At 35.5% G+C, this 20,409-nt stretch carries 16 protein-coding genes; 10 read left to right on the top strand and 6 right to left on the bottom strand.

Translation table 11 applies throughout. From position 1 onward, the window contains the following. Positions 1-5 precede the first annotated feature (5 nt). From IRZ99_RS12415 to IRZ99_RS12395, 5 genes are all read left to right on the top strand, one after another. Positions 6-1,589, top strand: coding sequence for a glycoside hydrolase (locus tag IRZ99_RS12415; RefSeq protein WP_194657559.1), 1,584 nt, complete (start codon positions 6-8; stop codon positions 1,587-1,589). A 34-nt stretch (positions 1,590-1,623) separates the two neighbouring features. Beyond that, positions 1,624-3,867, top strand: coding sequence for a glycoside hydrolase family 3 C-terminal domain-containing protein (locus IRZ99_RS12410; RefSeq protein WP_194657558.1), 2,244 nt, complete (start codon positions 1,624-1,626; stop codon positions 3,865-3,867). Between the two features lie 136 nt (positions 3,868-4,003). Beyond that, entirely contained in the window at positions 4,004-5,506 is a 1,503-nt protein-coding gene (locus IRZ99_RS12405; RefSeq protein WP_194657557.1) for a cellulase family glycosylhydrolase, read from the top strand. Between the two features lie 124 nt (positions 5,507-5,630). Continuing rightward, positions 5,631-7,580 (top strand): sialate O-acetylesterase, encoded by a 1,950-nt coding sequence (locus IRZ99_RS12400; protein WP_194657556.1) that lies wholly within the window; start codon positions 5,631-5,633, stop codon positions 7,578-7,580. Between the two features lie 371 nt (positions 7,581-7,951). After that, positions 7,952-10,360, top strand: a complete 2,409-nt coding sequence (locus tag IRZ99_RS12395) for a glycoside hydrolase N-terminal domain-containing protein (RefSeq protein WP_194657555.1) — start codon at positions 7,952-7,954, stop codon at positions 10,358-10,360. A 232-nt stretch (positions 10,361-10,592) separates the two neighbouring features. Here IRZ99_RS12395 and IRZ99_RS12390 read toward each other — a convergent pair whose 3' ends face one another. Further along, positions 10,593-11,144 carry a CvpA family protein gene (locus tag IRZ99_RS12390; RefSeq protein WP_194657554.1) on the bottom strand — a complete coding sequence of 184 codons (552 nt, stop codon included), beginning with the start codon at positions 11,142-11,144 and terminating at the stop codon, positions 10,593-10,595. Positions 11,145-11,385: 241 nt separating this feature from the next. Between IRZ99_RS12390 and IRZ99_RS12385 the strand changes: the two genes are divergently transcribed. The 3 genes from IRZ99_RS12385 to IRZ99_RS12375 all read left to right on the top strand — a co-directional run bounded on the left by IRZ99_RS12385 (position 11,386) and on the right by IRZ99_RS12375 (position 13,381). After that, positions 11,386-11,742 carry a hypothetical protein gene (locus tag IRZ99_RS12385; RefSeq protein ID WP_026983668.1) on the top strand — a complete coding sequence of 119 codons (357 nt, stop codon included), beginning with the start codon at positions 11,386-11,388 and terminating at the stop codon, positions 11,740-11,742. Between the two features lie 134 nt (positions 11,743-11,876). After that, a complete protein-coding gene (gene pheS, locus IRZ99_RS12380; RefSeq protein ID WP_194657553.1) occupies positions 11,877-12,896 on the top strand; it encodes a phenylalanine--tRNA ligase subunit alpha in 1,020 nt (339 codons plus the stop codon). Between the two features lie 77 nt (positions 12,897-12,973). Beyond that, positions 12,974-13,381 carry a hypothetical protein gene (locus IRZ99_RS12375; RefSeq protein WP_072969826.1) on the top strand — a complete coding sequence of 136 codons (408 nt, stop codon included), beginning with the start codon at positions 12,974-12,976 and terminating at the stop codon, positions 13,379-13,381. A 156-nt stretch (positions 13,382-13,537) separates the two neighbouring features. Here the strand turns inward: IRZ99_RS12375 and IRZ99_RS12370 are convergent, their stop codons facing one another. The 3 genes from IRZ99_RS12370 to IRZ99_RS12360 all read right to left on the bottom strand — a co-directional run bounded on the left by IRZ99_RS12370 (position 13,538) and on the right by IRZ99_RS12360 (position 16,992). Then, on the bottom strand, positions 13,538-14,533 hold the full coding sequence (locus IRZ99_RS12370) for an NAD(P)H-dependent glycerol-3-phosphate dehydrogenase (RefSeq protein WP_194657552.1): 996 nt from the start codon (positions 14,531-14,533) through the stop codon (positions 13,538-13,540). Between the two features lie 362 nt (positions 14,534-14,895). Continuing rightward, positions 14,896-16,053 carry an iron-containing alcohol dehydrogenase gene (locus tag IRZ99_RS12365; protein ID WP_194657551.1) on the bottom strand — a complete coding sequence of 386 codons (1,158 nt, stop codon included), beginning with the start codon at positions 16,051-16,053 and terminating at the stop codon, positions 14,896-14,898. 174 nt (positions 16,054-16,227) lie between these two features. After that, positions 16,228-16,992, bottom strand: a complete 765-nt coding sequence (locus IRZ99_RS12360) for a type 1 glutamine amidotransferase domain-containing protein (RefSeq protein WP_194657550.1) — start codon at positions 16,990-16,992, stop codon at positions 16,228-16,230. Between the two features lie 85 nt (positions 16,993-17,077). Here IRZ99_RS12360 and IRZ99_RS12355 point away from each other — a divergent pair, with 85 nt between their 5' ends. Both IRZ99_RS12355 and IRZ99_RS12350 read left to right on the top strand, forming a co-directional pair. Continuing rightward, positions 17,078-17,983, top strand: coding sequence for a LysR family transcriptional regulator (locus IRZ99_RS12355; protein WP_194657549.1), 906 nt, complete (start codon positions 17,078-17,080; stop codon positions 17,981-17,983). A gap of 46 nt (positions 17,984-18,029) precedes the next feature. Continuing rightward, entirely contained in the window at positions 18,030-18,971 is a 942-nt protein-coding gene (locus tag IRZ99_RS12350; RefSeq protein ID WP_194657548.1) for an ADP-ribosylglycohydrolase family protein, read from the top strand. A 56-nt stretch (positions 18,972-19,027) separates the two neighbouring features. Here IRZ99_RS12350 and nadD read toward each other — a convergent pair whose 3' ends face one another. Both nadD and gmk read right to left on the bottom strand, forming a co-directional pair. After that, positions 19,028-19,609: a nicotinate (nicotinamide) nucleotide adenylyltransferase gene (gene nadD, locus IRZ99_RS12345; protein WP_194657547.1), complete on the bottom strand. Its 582-nt coding sequence runs from the start codon at positions 19,607-19,609 to the stop codon at positions 19,028-19,030. Between the two features lie 111 nt (positions 19,610-19,720). Continuing rightward, entirely contained in the window at positions 19,721-20,293 is a 573-nt protein-coding gene (gene gmk, locus IRZ99_RS12340) for a guanylate kinase (RefSeq protein ID WP_194657546.1), read from the bottom strand. Between the last annotated feature and the right edge of the window lie 116 nt (positions 20,294-20,409).

Raw genomic sequence — 20,409 nt, 5'->3', positions numbered from 1 at the left:
TTGAAATGAAAAGAAAAGGGATCATACTGCTTATTTTAATATCACTTTACAATGCTGAAATGTTTGGACAGCAGACCAATACTAGTTCAGACAGAGTCATAAAAGTGGATTATAATAAAACGGCCGGAAAACTAAACACCATGTTCAAAGAATGCATTGGTGCAGGTCGTGCCAATGAAGGTTTACGTGCCGACTGGCAACAGCAGCTCGCGCTTACCAAAAAAGAATGTGACTTTAAATACATCAGAATGCATGGTTTATTGTCTGATGATATGGCGGTTTACAGGGAAGATGCAAAAGGAAATCCGGAATACAATTACCAGTATATTGATGTTTTGTATGATTTTATTCTGAGTATTAAAATGAAACCTTTTGTTGAATTGGGTTTTATGCCAGAGGCTTTGGCTAGTGGAAAAGAAACGATTTTTTGGTGGAAAGGAAATGTAACCCCTCCAAAAGATTATAAAAAATGGGAAGATTTAATTCGAAACCTAACCCAACATTTCAAAGAACGTTACGGAGACGAAGAAGTAAAAACATGGTATTTTGAAGTTTGGAACGAACCTAATTTAACGCCAGGTTTCTGGACGGGAACGCAAGCAGAATATTTTAAACTGTATGAATATGCAGCACGAGGTATAAAAGCAGTAAATCCAGCTTACAAAGTAGGTGGGCCAGCAACGGCAGGTGCGGGCTGGGTTCCGGAAACAATTGATTTTTGTGTTAAAAATAATGTGCCGTTAGATTTTATTTCTACACATACTTATGGAGTAAATCAAGGTTATTTAGATGAATTTGGAACTTCGGGAACGGTTTTAAGCAAAGATGATTCCAGTATAAGCGGTGATGTAATCAAATCTCGCGATCAAATTTCGAATTCGGCTAAACCAAAATTAGAATTGCATTATACAGAATGGAGTTCTTCTTATACGCCGGCAGATCCTATTCACGACAGCTATCATTCGGCAGCTTATATTTTGCAGAAATTAAAACAAGTTGGTAACGCGGCAAACTCAATGTCCTATTGGGTATTCACTGATATTTTTGAAGAACCGGGTCCAAGGTTCACCCCTTTTCACGGAGGTTTTGGATTACTGAATACACAAGGAATTAAAAAACCAGCTTATTTTTCTTATTCTCTTCTGAATAAATTGGGAGAAACAGAACTTCAGAATAAAGACACCTCTTCATGGGCGGCTAAAAATGCAAAAGGAGATGTTCAGTTATTGTTTTGGGATTTTACGAATACACATCCAGGCGATAAGGTTTGGAATCAAACCTACTACGTTCAGGATTTGCCTTCTCAGTCTAAAGGAACGGTGAAAATTGAAGTAGACGGACTTCAAAAAGGGAAATACAATTTGGAGATTTATAAAGTGGGTTATAAAGCAAATGACGCTTACGCCGATTATTTAGCTATGAACAAACCCACTCAGCTTACCATTGATCAGGTGAAGAAAATTAAAGAACATAACAATGGAGCTCCAATTGCAATTGAAAAAGTCGTAATTGATTCAAAAGGAACTTATAGTAAAGATTTTAAGATTAACGAAAATGATGTTGTTCTATTCAATTTCGTCAAACAATAAACTATTAAAAAACCACAAAAAATAAATAATAAACATGAAAAAGAAAATGATATATCTACCGGTTTTTATGGCTTTTGCTTTGCTTACTTCTTGTAAAAAAGACGCACAAGGCGAAAATTCAAATGCTGTTCAGACCGAAGAGCATCAGGGAAAAGAAATTAGTTCAGAATTTGATGCAGAGATAGACAAGTTGGTTTCTCAAATGACATTGGAGGAAAAAATCGGAATGTTGCATGGAAACAGTATGTTTAGTACTGGCGCCGTTGAACGTTTAGGTATTCCCGAATTAAAAATGGCTGATGGACCTTTAGGAGTTCGTGAAGAAATTTCGCGTGACAATTGGGCCCCGGCAGGTTTAACAAACGATTTTGCAACTTACTATCCGGCAGGAGGTGCGTTGGCTGCAACCTGGGATGCGGAAATGGCGTATACCTTTGGGAATAGTCTTGGACAGGAAATGCGTGCACGTGACAAAGACATGTTACTTTCACCGGCCATTAATATGGTAAGAACACCACTTGGCGGAAGAACGTATGAATACATGAGTGAAGATCCGTTTCTGAATAAAAAAATTGCTGTGCCTCTAGTTGTTGGTTTACAAGACAATGATGTAATGGCCTGTGTTAAACACTTTGCAGCGAACAATCAGGAAACAAATCGTGATTTTGTTGATGTTCAAATTGACGAACGTACACTTCGCGAAATTTATTTACCAGCATTTGAAGCTGCAGTAAAAGAAGGACATGCCTATGGAATTATGGGAGCTTATAATAAATTTAGAGGCGAATACTTATGTGAGAATGATTATATGCTGAATAAAATCCTTCGTGATGAGTGGGGATTTAAAGGAATTGTAGTTTCAGATTGGGCAGCGGTACATTCAACAGCTAAATCTTTAAAAAGTGGTTTAGATATAGAAATGGGAACACCAAAACCATTCAACGAATTTTTCCTTGCTGATAAGTTAGTTGCTGCGGCAAAAGCGGGAGAAGTGTCTGAAGCAGAAATTGATATCCACGTAAAAAGAATTTTACGCACTTTGTTTCAGGTAAAAGCTATGGGACCAGATAGTAAAAATCGTGTAAAAGGAAGTATTTCTACTGAAGCACATTATCAGGATGCCTACAAAATTGCAGCAGAAGCAATTGTTTTATTGAAAAATGAAAACAACGCATTGCCTTTAAAGTTAGACGGAGTAAAATCTATCGCTGTCATTGGAAACAATGCAACAAAGAAGAATGCTTTAGGCGGATTTGGCGCAGGAGTTAAAACAAAAAGAGAAATTACACCTCTTGAAGGTTTGAAAAACAGATTGCCATCTTCTATTAAGATCAATTATGCGGAAGGATATTTAGAGCGTTATGATGAAAAAAATAAAGGTAAACTAGGAGATATTACATTAAACGGACCAGTAACAATTGACGCATTAGATCCGGCAAAAGTGAACGAAGCTGTAGAAGCTGCAAAAAAATCAGATGTTGCGATCATTTTTGCAGGTTCAAATCGTGATTATGAAACAGAAGCTTCTGATCGTCGAACTTTAAAATTGCCTTTTGGACAAGAAGAATTAATCAAAAAAGTACAAGCTGTAAATCCGAGAACTATTGTTGTCATGATTGCCGGAGCTCCTTTTGATATTAATGAAGTAAGTAAAAATACTTCGGCCTTAGTTTGGAGTTGGTTTAATGGTTCTGAAGGAGGAAATGCATTAGCAGATGTAATCTTAGGAAAAGTAAATCCGTCAGGAAAATTACCATGGACAATGCCTGTAAACATTATAGATTCTCCTGCACACGCAACAAAAAGCTTCCCAGGCGGAAAAACCGTTAATTATGCTGAAGGAATCTTGATTGGCTACCGTTGGTTTGATACTAAAAATATCGCGCCGTTATATCCTTTCGGATACGGATTGTCGTATACCACTTTTGATTTTGAAAATACTAAAACTGATAAAACTTCTTATGCTGAAAATGAAACTATCTCGGTTTCTGTTGATGTGAAAAACACAGGAAAAGTAGATGGAAAAGAAGTTGTTCAATTATATGCTTCAAAATCAGATTCAAAAGTAAGTCGTGCATCAAAAGAATTAAAAGGTTTCAAAAAAGTCTTGGTAAAAGCGGGTAATTCTGAAACAGTTACTATTCAGCTTCCTGTAAAAGAATTGGCATATTACGATGTGGCATCAAAAAAATGGGTTGTAGAAGCTGGAAAATATACTTTGAAAGTTGGAAATTCTTCAAGAGATATCAAAAAAGAAATTGCGATTACCATCAAATAAATAGATTCAAATTAACTGTGTTGGTTTTAATAGCTTAATGACAAGTGTTACTTGGAAAGTTATTTTCTCAAATGCATTTAATGATTTTTAGAATAATAATTAGAAACCACTTAATTAACTATAAAACCAAATTAAAATGAAAAGACTAATAAAAAGTTATCTGTTAAACACCGTTTTGTGTTTATCCTGGATAAGCATTTTAGCGTGTAGTTCTGATAAAGAAGCTACTCCGGAGAATCCGGGTCCAATTGCAAAAACACTTTCGGCTAATGTCGAGAAAATTGATTTTCAGAGTACGGCAAGTACTTCAGAATTTATAGTTACAGCAAATGCAACTAACTGGACGGTTGCGGCATCAGAAGCAAGCTGGTTGACATTTACTCCGGCTACAGGCGTTTCTGGCAGAACAACAATAACAGTAAAAGCTTCAGAAAATACAAGTTCTGAAGTAAGAACTGCTGTAATTACTATCAGTTCAAGCGAAGTAGCAGCAGTAAAAGTAACCGTTTCCCAAGCAGCAAATACTGGTGGTTTGTATCCAAATTATAACACTAATCCAATTGTTGCAGATGCTACAGGAATGAGCAGTACTGCAGTTCAGTTAGCAGCTAAGATGAAAATGGGCTGGAATATTGGGAATACTCTTGAAGCTACAGGAAGTGAAACGGCTTGGGGAAATCCAAAAGTTACAAAAGCATTAATTGATCTTGTGAAAGCAAATGGTTTTAATGCTATTCGAATTCCGTGTGCATGGAATCAGTATGCTAATGGTACAACTGCAAAAATCAGTGAAGTATGGCTGGATAGAGTTAAAGAAGTCGTTCAGTATTGCGTTGACAATGATATGTATGTAATTGTAAACATCCATTGGGATGGCGGATGGCTGGAAAAAAATGTTACCGAAGCCAAGAAAGTAGAAAACAATGCCAAACAAAAAGCTTTCTGGGAACAGATTGCAACTCATTTACGCGGATTTGATGAACATTTACTTTTTGCAAGTGCAAATGAGCCGGATGTTAAAGATGCTACGGAAATGGCAGTGTTAAAGTCATACCATCAAACGTTTATTGATGCTGTTCGTTCTACGGGAGGAAAAAATGCATATCGAAATTTAATTGTACAAGGGCCATCGACAGATATTGAAAAAACAAACCAATTGATGACCTCATTACCTACAGATTCAGCAGCAAACAGAATGATGGCTGAGGTTCACTTTTATCCATATCAGTTTACTTTGATGACCGAAGATGCAGACTGGGGAAAAATGTTTTACTACTGGGGAGCAGGAAATCATTCAACTACAGACCCATCACACAATCCGACTTGGGGAGAAGAGGCGGATGTCGATAAGTTTTTCTTAATGATGAAAACACAGTTTACAGACAAAGGAATTCCTGTGATTTTAGGAGAGTTTGGAGCAATAAAACGTAATTTGACCGGTGATGCACTAACATTGCATTTAAAATCAAGAGCTGCGTTTCTAAAATATGTCGTAAAACAGTCAAGAGTAAACGGCATGGTTCCGTTTTATTGGGATGCCGGAAATTTAGGTACAAATACAATGTCGTTATTTGACAGAAGCACTAACACTATATATGATTTGCAGGCATTAACTGCATTGCAGGATGGATTGAAATAAAAAGTATATATTTGATAACATAGATTGAACCGCAAAGTTCGCAAAGCAAGCGCCATGTGCGCAAAGCTTAGCGAACTTTGCGTAATTCATAGCGAACCTTGCGGTTAATTTAAATCTAAAAAAAATGAAAAAACATATAACCTTTCTTTTAGTGCTGGTGAGCATAGTAGCTAATGCCAATGTAAAAATGCCGTTATTGTTTGCTGACGGAATGGTACTGCAGCGCAATAAAGAAATTCCGGTTTGGGGATGGGCTGATGCTAATGAAAAAGTTGAAGTGCATTTCAACAAACAAACCAAATCCATAGTTGCCGATAAGAATGGAAAATGGATGATAAAATTGTCTGCTGAAAAAGCAGGAGGACCTTTCGAATTGATCATTACAGGAAAAAACAAAATCATCATAAAAGATGTTTTAGTTGGCGAAGTATGGATTTGTTCAGGACAATCTAACATGGAATTTCAGGTATCAAAAACCGTGAATGCCGAAAAAGAAATAGCCGATTCCAATTACCCTATGATTCGTCATTTTGGAGTAGCGCAGGATTTAAGTGGAAAACCAAAAGACGATCTAAAAGCCGGAAAATGGGAAGTTTCAAGCAAAGAAACAGTGGGCAATTTTACAGCAGTTGGGTATTATTTTGCTAAAAAATTATATGCCGAATTAAAAATTCCAATCGGAATTATCAATACTTCCTGGGGCGGAACCAATGTTGAAACCTGGACAAGCCGTGAAGCTTTCCAAAAAAGCGAAGATTTCAAAACAATGATCGCTGATGTTCCAACATTAAACATCGATTCTATTTCAAAGTTGTATGCCAGACAAATGAAAGAAAGAGTCGAAAAAATTCAGGGAACTCCGGTAAGTACAGAAAACGAAAACACCTTCAAAGAACCAACATTTAATGATACAAGTTGGGGCGAATTAAATACGCCAAGTTTATGGGAAAATCAACCGTTAGGCGATTTAGACGGAATTGTCTGGATGCGTAAAATCATTACACTTTCGGCAGAAGACATTAAAAACAAAGCCACTTTATATCTTTCAAAAATCGACGACGAAGATATAACTTACGTAAACGGAATTGAAGTCGGTAAAAATACGCAATGGGACTTCAAAAGGGTTTACGAAGTTCCGGCAAACGTCTTAAAAGAAGGACAAAATGTTATTGCCGTACGAATTGTCGATAACAGTGGCGGCGGCGGAATCTACGGAGATGCAGCCGATTTAAAATTAACTTTAGGCAACAAAACAATTCCGCTTGACGGAAAATGGAAGTTCAAAGTTATCGTCGTAAAAACGTCATTATCACCAAACAGTTATCCGTCATTATTGTACAATGCGATGGTAAATCCTTTAGTTCCGTATGCGATCGAAGGCGTTTTATGGTATCAGGGCGAAGCCAATGTTTGGAGAGCCAATCAATACAAAAAAGCATTTCCGTTAATGATCACAGATTGGAGAACAAAATTCAATCAGGGCGATTTCCCTTTTTACTTCGTTCAGTTATCCACTTTTGATGAGTTCAAAGGGAACAGTAAAGTGGGCAGCCGTTGGGCAGAACTTCGCGAAGCACAAGCCGAAACTTTAAAATTGAAAAACACCGGAATGGCCGTTACTACGGATATCGGAAACGCAAAAGACATTCACCCAACAAACAAACAAGACGTTGGATTGCGTTTGGCTGCAATTGCCTTAAACAATGTTTACGGTAAAAAACAAGTGTACAGCGGACCAACCTATAAATCTCAGGAAATAAAAGGAAATCAGATCATCCTGACTTTTGATAACATCGGTAGCGGTTTATCAGCTTCTGATAATTCGCAAAACGTAAAAGGCTTCGAAATCGCAGGTGCCGACAAAGTTTTTCATTCCGCGAAAGCGATAATTAAAGACAACAAAATAATCGTTTCAAGCGAAAATGTTCCAAATCCGGTTGCTGTTCACTACGGTTGGGCAGATGATGACACAGAAATCAATCTTTTCAACAAAGAAAAATTCCCGGCATCGCCTTTCAGAACAGATAATTGGGAAATGATTACAGCAAATGAGACGTATAAGGTTAGTAAATAGTTGGGCGTGACCGTACCGAGATAATAAGGCAAATAAACTTTGCGTACATACGCCTTATTATCTCGGTACGGTCGGGCTATCCGCGCTACTTCGGTAGCCAGCTTCTATCCCTCACGCGGGTGACCGGTAAACAAGAAAATATCATTTTTATAATTGATAAACATATATTATAATCGAAAATAGTTCCATAGGAACGAAATATCGGTAGCGACGGATGTAAATCCGTTGATGAAAAGTGAACACCACCATAAATAGTTCCATAGGAACGAAATGTTGGTAGCAATCCCGAGGCTTCGGGATAAATCCGTTGGTAAAAAAAGGAACATCAGCATAAAGCTCCGCAGGAGCGACATATTTTAAACGCAACAAAAATGAACGCAAACCTCACAAAAAAAACATTTTTCATTTTACTAGTCACATTGTTCTGTAAAAATGCAAACGCACAATCCAATCATGTTTTATGGTACAATCAACCCGCTGAATTTTTTGAGGAAAGCCTTGTTTTAGGAAACGGAAAAATGGGAGCAACTGTTTTTGGTGGCGCCAATTCAGATAAAATCTATCTTAACGATGCAACGCTTTGGTCGGGTGAACCCGTAAATGCCAAAATGAATCCGGAAGCCTACAAAAATATTCTGGCCATTCGTGAAGCTTTAAAAAATGAAAATTACAAACTGGCAGACGAATTAAACAAAAAAGTTCAGGGTAAAAACTCCGAGTCTTTTGCGCCTTTAGGGACTTTAGAAATCAATAATACTGAAAAAGGGAAAGCAGTAAATTATCGTCGGGAACTGGATATTTCGAATGCAATATCAAAAGTAAGCTACGAAATGGCTGGCATAAAATATACCCGTGAATATTTTGTCTCGGCTCCAGATCAAATAATGGTAATCAAATTGACAAGTGATCAAAAAGGCGCTTTAAATTTTGACATTAATTTAAAGAGTTTACTAAAGTCAAATGTTGAAGTAAGAAATAATATCCTGGTAATGACAGGTACTGCGCCAATTCATGAAAATCCGGGATATACAGTTTTACCAAAATATCTGGAAGTAAAAGAAAGAGGAACACGGTTTACAACTTTAGTCCAAATCAAAAAAACGGACGGGAAAATTACAAGTTCAAGAGAATCTATAAGTTTAAAAGACGCGACAGAAGCTATTATTTATGTTTCTGTGGCAACAAGTTTTAATGGTTTTGATAAAAATCCTGCAACAGAAGGCTTAGACGATATCGCAATTGCATCGCAACACTTGAACAAAGCATTAGCAACACCATTCGATAAATTAAAAGAATCTCATATAACAGATTATCAAAAATTCTACAATCGTGTCAATTTGGATTTAGGCAAAACAGCCGCTCCGGATTTGCCAACAGACGAAAGATTACTTAGATATTCAGAAGGAAAAGAAGATAAAAATCTGGAGATTTTGTATTTCAATTTTGGACGTTATTTATTGATCAGCAGTTCAAGAACAATGGGCGTTCCGGCAAATTTACAAGGAATTTGGAATCCGCATTTAAACCCGCCCTGGAGCAGTAATTACACTATGAATATCAATGTGGAAGAGAATTATTGGCTAGCCGAAAACACCAATCTTTCAGAAATGCATTTGCCGCTTTTATCTTTTATTAAAAATCTTTCCGTAACCGGAAAAGTTACGGCAAAGACATTTTATGGCGTAAATGAAGGCTGGGCTTCGGCACACAACTCTGATATTTGGGCAATGACAAATCCGGTTGGAACTTTCGGAAACGATGATCCAAGCTGGGCCTGCTGGCCATTATCCGGTGCCTGGCTGAGTACGCATATTTGGGAACATTATGTTTTTACACAAGATAAAAATTACCTGAAAAATGAAGGTTATCCAATCATGAAAGGCGCATCTGAATTCTTTCTGAGATGGATGATCACAGATAAAAACGGAAAATTAATTACATCTCCGTCAACTTCACCTGAAAATAAATTTATTGCACCAGACGGTTATATTGGAGCAACAATGTACGGTGGAACGGCAGATTTAGCCATGATTAGAGAATGTTTTGATAAAACTATTAAGGCTTCAAAAGTTTTAAACATTGATTCAGCTTTCAGAACAAAACTCGAAACAGCACTTTCTAAATTTTATCCGTATCAAGTGGGTAAAAAAGGAAATTTACAGGAATGGTATTTTGACTGGAATGACGAAGATCCTAAACACCGTCATCAATCACAGCTATTCGGACTCTTTCCAGGTGATCAAATTACACCTGAGAAAACACCAGATTTAGCTGCAGCATCCAGAAAAACACTCGAAATAAAAGGCGATGAAACCACAGGTTGGTCAAAAGGCTGGAGAATTAATCTTTGGGCAAGACTTTGGGACGGAAATCGTGCTTATAAAATGTACAGAGAATTACTTCGCTACGTCGATCCGGACGGAAAGAAAACCGAAAAACCAAGACGAGGAGGAGGAACATACCCGAATTTATTCGATGCGCATCCCCCATTTCAAATCGATGGTAATTTTGGCGGAGCCGCAGCCGTTGCAGAAATGTTAGTGCAATCTGATGAAAACGAAATCAGATTATTGCCCGCTTTACCTGATGCTTGGGAAACCGGAGCTGTAAAAGGAATCTGCTCCCGTGGCGGATTTGAAATTGAGATGGAATGGGAAAATAAATTACTTAAAAAAGTAACTGTATTTTCTAAAAATGGTGGAAAAACAAGTTTAATCAATGGTGATAAAAAGCAAGATATCACATTGAAAAAAGGAGAGAAATTAGAAATAAACTGGTAAAATAGTTCTAGATACAATCTTTGTCAAACCTAACAGGTTTTTAAAACCTGTTAGGTTTTGTTGTTACTGAACTCCAGCGGAGCGATATGTTTATAGCAATTAGAATATTAACGGAAATAAAGCTCCAGCGGAGCGACATATTGATTCTTACAATTAGAAAGTGCCACCCCGATGGGGTTTCTGCCAGCTGTATTCGTAAATTCCTATAAATATGTTGTCCCTCTGGGAATAATTATTCATTTTCAGAAGTTTCTGTGGATTTTTTCTCAGAATCTTTAGCATGTTCTTCTTTAAAAGATTCATACCATTTTTCAATAGACGGATACACAAAAGCTGCCACTTTTTTTACCGGATTATAAAAAATAGATTTATCTAAAGTTTCTTTTTTCGCAAAAGTATTATTGAAGTTTATTTTCTCAAAAAGAGCAATAAAAACACTCATAATCAAAATGGTTTTCAAAACTCTGAAAAAAGCTCCGCCAAGTTTATTAGGTAGGCCCAAGAAAGCGAAATCGGCAATTCCGGTAAGGATTTTTGCTAAGAAATAAACCCCAATTACAACCAGAATAAAAGTCAGAATAAAGGCAGTTATCTGAATCGTGTTTGGATTCCAGGAAACATGTTTCATGATTATTTCTTTCATCAAAGAAGAAAATTTAATCGCGATGTAAATTCCCAGCAATAATGAAATAAAAGAAGCAACTTCTACGAAAAGCCCATTTTTAAAACCTTTGTACAAACTAAAAGCCAAAAGTGCCCCAAAAATCATATCGAAAAAACTCATATGTCTGTTGTTTTATTGAGGCGCAAATATAAAAGAATTATCTGTTTATTAAGACACAGAGGTACAGAGATGCAAAGGGGCAAAGGTTTTTATTTTCTGTTGTTTTATTTTTTAATGTCATTGGATTTGAAGTCCGTATCTTTGTAACAATAATTTTAGAATTAAGATTGTAGATTTTAGATTAAAAATCTTTAAATCATTCTGCAATCTAAAATCTAAAATCTAAAATCATAAATTAAAAATGTCCAGAGATACACAATTAAAAGAGCGTTGGGAAAAGCTCGTCGATATACTATCCAATCAGTTTTCGCAAGGGGAAGACTTAGATTTAGATGCCATTATTTACTTAATCGGAGTTCAGGAACTCGGAAAAGTGCATCGCGAATTTAAAAAAGATGAAAAATTAAACTTAATGCACATCGCCATTTGCCGATTATTAGAACCTTACGGATTCTATGAATTTGAGTATTTTGATGAAGACGGATGGCCGCATTACAGAGTAAAAGAAGAATTACCGCCTTTAAAAGCAGGGGAACAATCCGTTTTGATGAAAGAAGCGATCGTGAATTATTTTTTAGAAAGAGAAGTTATAGAGTAAGAATTTTAGATTTTAGAGTGTAGATTTTAGATTTTGGTTTGAAAATAGTAACAAACTTTCCAAATAGTTATAACTTCTAACCTTTAACATCTCACTTTTTTACTTAAATTTGTATTCTCAATTATTGAAGGAAAATGATAGACAAGATAAAACAGCATATAGAGGAAGCCAAAGCCTTTAATGATAAAAATAAAGAATCTTTAGAGCAGTTCCGAATTAAATATTTAGGTAGTAAAGGGTTATTAAAAGAACTTTTTACAGAGTTTAAAAATATTCCGAATGACCAGAAAAAAGATTTTGGGCAGGTAATAAATACTTTAAAAACCGTTGCTGAAGAAAAAGTAAGAGTTATTCAGGAAGAGCTGGAAAGCAAACAGGAGACAAAAGGTATATTTGGCGATTTAACCAGATCTGCTGAACCTGTAATAATTGGTTCGCGTCATCCTATTTCTATTGTAAAAAATCAAATTATAGATATTTTTGCCAATATTGGTTTTAATGTTTCTGAAGGTCCTGAAATAGAAGACGACTGGCATAATTTTACCGCATTAAACTTGCCGGAATACCATCCGGCGCGTGATATGCAGGATACTTTTTTCATTCAGACGAATCCTGATGTGCTGTTGCGTACGCATACATCATCTGTTCAGGTACGTTACATGGAAAACAATAAACCGCCTATTCGTACTATTTCTCCGGGACGTGTATTTCGTAACGAAGCTATTTCGTCTCGTTCGCACTGTATTTTTCATCAGGTTGAAGGTTTGTACATTGACAAAGATGTTTCTTTTGCTGATTTGAAACAAACGTTACTTTATTTTACTAAAGAAATGTTCGGAAAATCTAAGATTCGTTTGCGTCCGTCATACTTTCCATTTACAGAGCCAAGTGCTGAAATTGATATTTATTGGGGGCTGAAAACAGAAACCGATTACCGTATCACAAAAGGAACGGGCTGGTTAGAAATTGGAGGCTGCGGAATGGTTGATCCAAACGTTCTTAAAAACTGTGACATCAATCCCGATGAATTCAACGGTTTTGCTTTCGGAATGGGAGTAGAACGTATCGCAATGTTACTATATCAAATTGGTGATATCCGTATGTTTTACGAAAATGACGTTCGTTTCTTAGAGCAATTTAAAGCAAATATATAATTTAAGTCGAAAGTCAAAAGTCGAAAGTCTCAAAGTTTGGGACTTTCGACTTTTCGACTTTTAAACTTTTGACTAATATGAAAAAAGATATAACAATTCCAGAAGTAGAAAACGTATTCCTTGCCGCTGTCCAGGAGTGGAGTGACGATTTTATGGAAAAAGTATGGTATGCCTACCTGGTAAACGATAGTGACTTTAATTTAGACAGCGTTATGGTTGTTTCAAAAGCGTTTGGAACAATTGATGGCGAAATGAAGAAAACTTCTGTGTTACGTCATGCCTTTGTTGAGGTTCCGGCTGTTTCTGTAGTTAAAATCGAAATGATAGAGAAAAGTCTTTTGGTTTTAAATAATGAATTTATGGTGACTTTCTTCATCGGAAACACTTTATACGACAAGAAATTCATCTTCAAATCAAATCTAATCAACGAAAATGATACTGAAGAAGTGCCGATTTTGTTTGTTGAGGGGGTTATGGTGAAGTAAGAAACAAGAGGAAAGAGGCAAGAAGCAAGAGAATAGCTTAGATAATCTAATAAAAAAAGAGTCAAGACTAATAATTTCGTCTTGACTCTTTTTTTATGTATATGGATAAGAAAGTCTATTCTCTTGCTTCTTGCCTCTTTGCTCTAAGAAAAAAAATTAATCCAAAGACTCCGTCAATTTTTTAAATACCGCTTTAGCATCCTTTCCTTCATATAAAACAGCATAAACAGCATCAATAATTGGCGTTTTAGCACCGTAACCCTGATTTAGCTTATAAGCACTTTTGGTAGCGTAATAACCTTCTGCAACCATGCTCATTTCCATCATGGCGCTTTTTACTGTGTAACCTTTTCCAATCATATTTCCGAACATTCTGTTTCTCGAGAAAACCGAGTATCCTGTAACTAATAAATCTCCCAAATAAGCTGAGTCATTGATGTTACGTTTCATTTTGTGTACTTTTCTGATGAATTTCTTCATCTCACGGATTCCGTTACTCATCATTACCGACTGGAAATTATCTCCGTAGCCTAAACCATGTGCAATTCCGGCTGCAATAGCATAAATGTTTTTAAGCATTGCCGCGTATTCAGTTCCAATAATATCGTCTGAAATTTTAGCTTTAATATAATTTCCTGAAAGTGATTTTGCTACAATAGAAGCTTTGTCAGGATCACCGCAGGCAATGGTCAAATAAGAAAGTCTTTCTAAAGCTACTTCTTCAGCATGACAAGGGCCAGTAATAACTCCAATATTGTAATATGGAATATCGTATTGAATATGGAAATGTTCGCCAACTATTAAACTCGTTTCAGGAACAATTCCTTTAATCGCGGAGAAAATAATTTTATCAGATAAAGAAACGGTCATGTTTTTCAATTCCGCATCTAAAAAAGCAGAAGGAATAGCAAAAATTACATAATCTGCGTATTCGATTGCTTCGTTGATATTGTTGGTTAATTTAAGCTTTTTGGTATCAAATTCTACCGAACTTAAATAGTTAGGATTGTGTTTGTATTTTTGAATGTGCTCTATTGCAGCGTCATTACGCATATACCATGCAATTTCGGAAAGATTCACGCAAAGCATTTTTGCAATTGCTGTCGCCCAACTACCTCCTCCAATTACTGCAAATTTTAAATTTTCGCTCATTATTTTAATAATTTGAAGCAAAAGTACTTAATAAAGTAGTAATAACACAAAATCTCATTTAAGAAATTTATAATTAACCTGCAATTGCAAGGGTTTTCAGCTGATTTAAAAAAATATTAAAAATATTTTCATCATTAATACAATAAAGTTGATATCATTACGTTCTAAGTAGTTATAAATTAGAATTTAATGAGTTTAGCAAAAAATGAGTTAGTTAGTTTTGTTTTAGTATTTTAAAAAGGCGTTCCTAAATATTTTTAAGAACGCCTTTTTTGTTAAACTCAAATTCCAAAAAATCCAAATTTCAATAATACAACTAAGATCATTGGAATTTGGAATTTAAAAAATTGGAATTTATTTCTTTAATAGCTCATTTCAACAATAGATTTCACTTTGTCCAAAGTCACCAATTGATTCTCCCCTAAACCTTTCCAGTTTCTTTCTTCAAAACGTTTTACAATAAAATCAGCGGTTTCGTGATAATCGTTTGTGTATTGCGAAAGTTTTGTGTCCATTCCCATGGTATGGAAGAATTCTACGGTTTTATTGATCGCTTCTTTTGCTACTTCATCATCAGAACCTGTCAAATTAAAGATTCTTCTTCCGTATTGTGCTAATTTTCCTTTTTTAGTGTCGAACATCACATTGTATAAACTTGGGCCAATAATAGCTAAAGTTCTCGCATGATCGATGCCATATAAAGCAGTTAATTCGTGCCCGATCATATGTGTTGCCCAATCTTGTGGTACGCCTTTCTGAATTAATCCGTTTAAGGCCATTGTACAACTCCACATGAAGTTTGAAGCCAAAGCATAATCGGCTGGGTTCTCAACAACTTTAGGGCCAACTTCAATTAACGTTTGCAAAATTCCTTCTGCAATTCGGTCTTGTAAAAAACCTTCATGCGGATAGGTTAAATATTGCTCCATTACGTGTGTGTACGCATCTACAATTCCGTTTTGCAATTGTCTTTTTGGTAAAGAGACAATTACTGTTGGATCACAAATAGAGAATTTAGGAAACAAGGCACTACCACCAAAAGCTAGTTTTTCCTGCGTTGCAGCAATAGTAACAACTGAACCCGAATTCATTTCGCTTCCCGTTGCCGGTAAAGTCAAAACGGTTCCAAATGGTACTGCGTTTTCTTTAATTAAAATTCGTTTTTGTAAAATGTCAATCGGATTTCCTTGAAAATTAACTGCTGCAGAAATAAATTTCACACCATCAATTACAGATCCGCCTCCAACTGCCAGAATAAAGTCTATTTTCTCGGCTCTGATCACGTCAACAGCTTTCATCAAAGTTTCAAAATGCGGATTTGGTTCTATCCCGCCAAATTCAACTATATCAAAACCTTTTAGATTGCTGATTACCTGTTCGTGAACGCCATTTTTAAAGATACTTCCACCACCGTAAGCCAATAGTATTTTAGCTCCTTGTGGAACTAAAGTGGAAAGTTTTTCAATTTGTCCTTTTCCGAAGATTAAGTTCGTAGGATTATATAATTCGAAGTTTAACATGTTTTTATTTTTAAGGTTCTGAGGTTTTAAGGTCCTGAGTTTCTAAGTTTTTTTGCCTTAGCAACTTAGTATCTCACAACCTTAGAACCGTTTTTTATTTTAAATTTTTATTAGTTAGTGGATAAGGGATCAGTTTTTAAGTTACTAAAAGGGAAAGCTTAGAACCCTAGTCCCTTATTTACCCAATTTTTCCAATAGTTTCCCAGCTACTAATTTTGATGAAGCCGGATTTTGTCCTGTAATTAAAAGGCCATCTTCAACAGCATAAGGCTGCCAGTTTGGTCCTTTTGAGAATTTACCACCGTTTGACGAGAGTGCGTCTTCTAATAAAAACGGAACTACTTTAGTCAAACCAACAGCCTCTTCCTCTTCATTGGTAAAACCGGTAACTTTTTTACCTTTTACTAAGTATTCGCCATTTACTTTTACGTTTTTCAAAACGGCTGGAGCGTGACAAACAAAAGCAACTGGTTTATTATGAGTGTAGAATGATTCGATTAAATCAATTGAGTTTTGATCTTCGACTAAATCCCAAAGCGGCCCGTGACCTCCAGGATAAAAAACAGCGTCATAATCTTTTTGATTAATTGTAGAAAGTTTGTGTGTGTTTTTTAGTTTTTCCTGTAATGTTTTATCAGCGTCAAAACGTTTGGTGTCTTCTGTTGCCGAAGCCGGATCAGCACTTTTTGGATCAATTGGTGGCTGACCTCCAAGCGGAGAAGCAATCGTAATTTCGACTCCCTGATCTAATAATTCATAATAAGGTGCAGCAAATTCTTCTGACCAGAATCCGGTTTTTTCTCCAGTGTTACCCAGTTTATCGTTACTGGTAACAACAAATAATACTTTTTTCATACCTTTTTTATTTGATTTTTGAGCCGTAGCTGTTATGCTGCTGGCAGTGAATGCTATAATTGCGAGTAATGCTATTTTCTTCATAGTTTTAAATTTTCATCAAATTTACGGCTTAAGTGATATTAGTAAAAATAAAATAAACTATGTTTGTAATAAATATATTTATATCATGGTAAATCTAGAATGGTACAGAACCTTTAAGTCGGTTTATAAAAACGGTAATTTTTCAGTCGCTGCAAAAGAGTTGTTTATTAGTCAACCCGCAGTAAGTCAGCAGATATCAATGCTAGAAGCGCATGTAGGTTATAAATTATTCAATCGGAAGTCAAAAGGGGTTGAAGCAACCGAATACGCTAAGTTACTTAATAATTTAATTATTGATGCACTTGACAGATTAGAAAATGTGGAAAGCGGTTTTAGGGCTAAAGCCGAAGATTCTAAGCGATTAATTTCAATTGGAGTTTCAAAAGATTTGTTCAATAGTTTCGGAAGTACTTTAATTTCGAAATTTGATCTAATCGATTTTACTTTCGCTGAAGACGACGTTCTTTTTTCTTTAGTTGACGCTAAAAAAATTGATTTTGCGGTAGTCACTAAAAAGTTTGACACGTTTGATACGATCTATGAAATCATCGGAAAGATTAAACTGGTTGTAGTTGGTTCAACAAATTTAGATACAACCGATTTTCGCCAAAAATTAAAATCAGATAATGCTACAGAAATAGAGCAGTGGCTTAATGACCAAAAATGGTACAGTCACGACGCCCGAATTCCACATGTAAAATTGTTTTGGCTACATGCATTCAATAAAAAGCGACCAGCAATAGTGCCCAATTATATCATTCCATCAGAATCTGAGATGTTGGAAATGCTGTCCAGAAATTCCGGAATTGCCATAACATGGAATTGTAATTCGAGAAAATATATCAAAGAAAATAAATTGCAGCTGTTGTGGAATAGTTTTCACGTTCCGGAGGAGTATGTGTATTTGTTGAGTGCTAAGAACAATAATTTAAACTCGTTTTTTGATACTATTTCTAAAGAATTAAAGTTGTTTTTTGGGAATAGGATGTAGGGATTGTGCTATTATGGGAGGTTTGGAATAGATTGAAATACATAAAATGAGAAATAAAATTGAATCTGGTTTATTTGGTTTAGCAATTGGAGACGCATTGGGCGTTCCTGTAGAATTTGAGTCTAGAAGTTATTTAAAACAAAATCCAGTTTCTGAAATGACTGGTTTTGGAACTCATTCTCAACCTTTGGGAACTTGGAGTGACGACAGTTCTTTGGCTTTTTGTTTGGCAGAGGTTTTATGTGGAGATTTTGACTTATCAAAAATAGCGTCAAACTTTGTGAAGTGGTACAGTGCAGGATTATGGACTCCTCACGGAAAAGTTTTTGATATTGGAATTGCGACAAGAAAAGCAATTCATAATATAGGAAAAGGACATTTGCCTGAATTATGTGGGGGTTTTGAAGAAGGTGATAATGGAAATGGATCATTAATGCGAATTTTGCCTTTAGTTTTTTATCTAAATAATGAAAAAGATATTGAAAAAATCTATCAAAAGGTAAAAGCAGTTTCTTCAATTACACATGCTCATTTTCGCTCTGTATTTGCTTGTTTTATTTATGTGGTTTATTGTTTGGAAATTTTAAAAGGAAAAGAGAAAATTGTAGCTTATAGGGATATGCAAATTATTTTATCAAATTTTATGGAAGATAAAAAGTTTAATCCGTTTGAAATTCAATTGTTTGATAGAATTTTAAAGAATGATATTTCAGCTTATCATGAAGAGAATATTCATTCTTCAGGATATGTTCTTGATAGTTTACAAGCAAGTTTTTGGTGTTTTTTAAATTCTAATTCTTATGAAGAAGCTGTTTTAAAAGCAGTTAATTTGGGTGAAGATACAGATACAACTGGTGCAATTACTGGTGGATTGGCCGGTATTTATTATAGGATGGAAAATATTCCAAATAAATGGGTTCAAAGTTTAGTCAGAACTAGTGATATTAAAGATTTAGCGGAGCGATTATCAAAAAAGCTAATTTTGTAGGTAAAGCGCTATAAGAGAAATAAAAAAAGCCTGAATTCTTAAAATTCAGGCTTTTTTTATTTCTTATAAAAATTATTGTGATCAATATATTCCCAAACCTTTGGAGGTAAAAGCGGTTGAATATTTTTACCTTTTTTAATATTGTTTCGAATAAAAGTCGAAGAGATCTCCACAACCGGTGCATCAATAATATGAACTTTTGGATGCGATTTTAATTCGACATTTTCCGGTTCTTCTGAAATACGCGGATAAACGTAGATTTCATAATGATCTAAAATCACTTCGTAGTTTTTCCACTTGTGAAGTGTTTTCAAATTATCTTCTCCCATAATGAGTGAAAATTCATTATTTGGATATTTCTCCTGCAAATGAACCAAAGTATTCACTGTGTAGTTCGGCTGAGGCAATTTAAACTCGATATCTGAAGGTTTTATCTTGGGATAATCTTCTGTTGCCAGAAAAACCATTTCAAGCCGTTGATGGTCGTCCAATAAGGTTGCTTTCTTTTTTAACGGATTATGAGGTGTAACCACCATCCAAACCTGATCTAAGTCGGCAAACTCAGCCATGTGATTGGCAATTATCAAATGACCAACATGAATGGGATTATACGTTCCGAAATAAAGGCCTATTTTCATAGTTGTTTTGTTTCACAGAGATTCGCAAAGGTTTTACGGAGATTCGCAAAGTAATATATAAAAATTTTGTGTATCTCTGCGCTTTTACTTTGTGCAGCTCTGTGTAATAACTTATTTATTTACAAAGTCTTTCACCAATTGATAGGCTTCTTCTTTAGCAGTATCTAAATCGTAGTTTTTGATGATGGTATCAAATTGCGGAGCAGTTGCCAATTCTACAGAAGCCTTTGCAATTCGCATATTGATTTTATCATCACTTTCGGTAGAACGTTGTTTTAAGCGGCGTTTTAGTTCGTCAACACTTGGTGGTTTTACGAAAACGGCTAAAGTTTGTTCCGGAAATTTATGTTTTATACGCAATCCGCCGGCAACATCAATATCAAAAATCACGTTTTTTCCTAAAGCCCAGATTCTTTCAATTTCCGCTTTTAAAGTACCGTAAAAGTTATCACGGTAAACTTCTTCCCATTCCAGAAAATCTTCTGCTTTAATGTGTTTTTTGAATTGCTCTAACGAAATAAAATAATAATCTTTTCCGTGTTCTTCTTCTCCGCGTGGGTCGCGTGAAGCCGCTGAGATTGAAAATTCTAAATTTAAATCTTCTTTCCCAAGTAAATGTCTTACTATAGTTGTTTTTCCTGACCCCGAAGGTGCTGAAAAAACAATTAATTTTCCTTTGTTCATTTTGTATGCTTTAGGCTCTAAGCAATATGCTTTAAGCTTTTATTTATGCTTTAAGCTTTAGGCTGTACGCTTTAAGCTTTAGTTTTCTGTGTTTTTTGCTTACGGCTTATAGCTTA

This window comes from Flavobacterium sp. LC2016-12 (assembly GCF_015351595.1).
In the GTDB taxonomy this organism is placed as follows: Bacteria; Bacteroidota; Bacteroidia; order Flavobacteriales; family Flavobacteriaceae; genus Flavobacterium.
Note: the sequence above shows the minus strand (reverse complement) of the source record. Positions and strands in the feature narration are given on the sequence as shown.